Below are 1,948 nucleotides of genomic sequence, written 5' to 3'. Positions count from 1 at the left end.
CGCTGCCCGGCTGCTCGCCTACCGCGTTTCCCCGGTAGGCGAGCAGCCGCACCATTTCCCTCTGTCCGACCCGCCGCGGACCTCACGCGCCTGCGATATCCAGGGTGTGACCTGCGGTCTTGCGTTCCGAAATGTGCGGAACGCGGAACCGGGATAAGGTCCGGTTCTCACCGGGAAAAACAGGAAGGGAGCGGTTGCCATAACGCTTCGGATTTGGCTGAGCAGTGCAGGTGCGGCGACCGTTCAGGTCATGCGGTTGCTACGGGAGAACCCGGACGGTGTGGACGTCACCATCTACGCCAGCAATGTGGATCCGGGTGCGGCCGCTCTCTCGGCGTGCGATGTCTCGGCGATCGAGCCTCGGTATGTCGGCAACGAGGAGTACGCGCAGTTCGCGCTCGAGTTCTGCCGGACCCATCGCATCGATGTCCTCATCCCGCCCCGGCGTCTCGACGCGCTCGCGGGCCGGGCCGCGGACTTCGCCGCGGTCGGCACCAGTCTCATGTGCTCGCCGCTGGCGGCGGTGCGGGCGCTGACCAGCAAGGTCCGCACCTACGAGATCGCGGGCGCGGCGGGCATTCCCGTGCCCCCGTGGCGTGAGGCCACCGATGCCGACGAGTTCTACGCCGCCGTCGAGGAACTGTCCCGGGACGGGGAGACGCTGTGCATCAAGCCGAGCGGTGAGTACTCGGCCTTCGGCTTCCGCATCCTGGACGACCGTCCGCTGACGATGGCGAGCCTGCGGGTCGCGCCCCGGCCGGTGGCCTCGGTCGAAGCGGTTGCCGGGGCATTGCGTCGGGCGGCGGCGGACGGGGAGTCGGTGCCCCCGCTGCTCGTCATGCCGTTCCTCGACGATCCGGAGATCAGCATCGACTGTCTGTCGGCTCCGGGAGGTGAACTGCTGGTGGGTATTCCGCGGGCCAAGCAGGGTCGCTTCCGTATTCTGCTGGACGACCCGGCGGTGGTCGACATCGCGCGCAGGCTGGTCCGGCATTTCGAGCTCGCCTATCTGACCAACGTCCAATTGCGCTATCGCGGTGGGGAACCGGTGCTGCTCGAGGCCAATCCGCGCCCCTCGGCCGGGCTGTTCCATACAGCTTTCGCCGATGTGAATCTGCCGTGGGCGGCGGTGCGGCTGCTGCTGGAACGGGATTCGGGATTGCGGTTCCCGCCGCGACTCGGCGCCTGTCTGGCGGTGGCGGAAGCGGTCATGGAGGTCACCGGTCGGCGCGAGGACCAGAGTCGTCGGAGCGCGGATCTGGTCGCGGGCTGACTAGGGGAGCAGGCGAGCGAGGCCGTCGAGGAGCAGATCGAGGCCGAAGGTGAAATCCGCGGTACCGGAATGCGTTCCGTCGATGACCAGGGCGGCCAGGGCGTGCATGTGCGGGTGGGTCTCGGTGGGGATGAGGGGCAGGAATCGCTGTGCCGCCGAGGCGTACTCCGACGGGTCGAGGGGGAAGTTGATGGCCTGGAGGGTGAAGCCGTAGATGTGGCTGTCCAGCGCGTTCCAGGCACGGTCGGCCTGTTCGTAGGTGAAGCCCGCGGTGATCAGGCAGGCGAGCGTGGCGTCGATGTAGCGGAGCATGGCGGGCCCGACGTTCACCCGGGAACCGAGCAGGCCGGTGGCCCAGCGGTGGCGGAGCAGGACCTCGTGGGCGGAGACGGCGCGGCGGCGTAGCTCGGTCCGCCAGTCGCCGTCCGCGCCGGGGACGTAGATCTCGGCGACGACCAGGTCGATGATGCCGTCGAGAAGGTCGTCCTTGTTGGCGACGTGGTTGTACAGCGACATCGCCTCCACGCCGACTGCCTTGGCGAGTTTGCGCATCGACAGCGCGTCCAGACCCTCCCGATCGGCGAGATCGATCGCCGCGCGCAGGACGCGTTCCCTGGTCAGCGGGGTGCGTGGCATGCGGCTCCTGACTGCTTCCTTGACCTACTTACGGCGTAA

2 protein-coding genes are annotated in these 1,948 nt (G+C 68.2%); one reads left to right on the top strand and one right to left on the bottom strand.

The window, feature by feature from the left end:
• Positions 1-250: 250 nt before the first annotated feature.
• Positions 251-1,273 carry an ATP-grasp domain-containing protein gene (locus V8688_RS09880; RefSeq protein ID WP_218716774.1) on the top strand — a complete coding sequence of 341 codons (1,023 nt, stop codon included), beginning with the start codon at positions 251-253 and terminating at the stop codon, positions 1,271-1,273.
• Here V8688_RS09880 and V8688_RS09875 read toward each other — a convergent pair whose 3' ends face one another.
• Positions 1,274-1,909: a TetR/AcrR family transcriptional regulator C-terminal domain-containing protein gene (locus tag V8688_RS09875; RefSeq protein ID WP_218716773.1), complete on the bottom strand. Its 636-nt coding sequence runs from the start codon at positions 1,907-1,909 to the stop codon at positions 1,274-1,276.
• Positions 1,910-1,948 lie beyond the last annotated feature (39 nt).

The organism is Nocardia sp. No.11 (genome assembly GCF_038752175.1).
GTDB lineage: Bacteria > Actinomycetota > Actinomycetes > Mycobacteriales > Mycobacteriaceae > Nocardia > Nocardia canadensis.
Note: the sequence above shows the minus strand (reverse complement) of the source record. Positions and strands in the feature narration are given on the sequence as shown.

Bases quoted from the DNA above. Each gene is read 5' to 3' on its own strand.
- V8688_RS09875 (WP_218716773.1), bottom strand. From the start codon at position 1,909: ATGCCACGCACCCCGCTGACCAGGGAACGCGTCCTGCGCGCGGCGATC.
- V8688_RS09880 (WP_218716774.1), top strand. From the start codon at position 251: ATGCGGTTGCTACGGGAGAACCCGGACGGTGTGGACGTCACCATCTAC.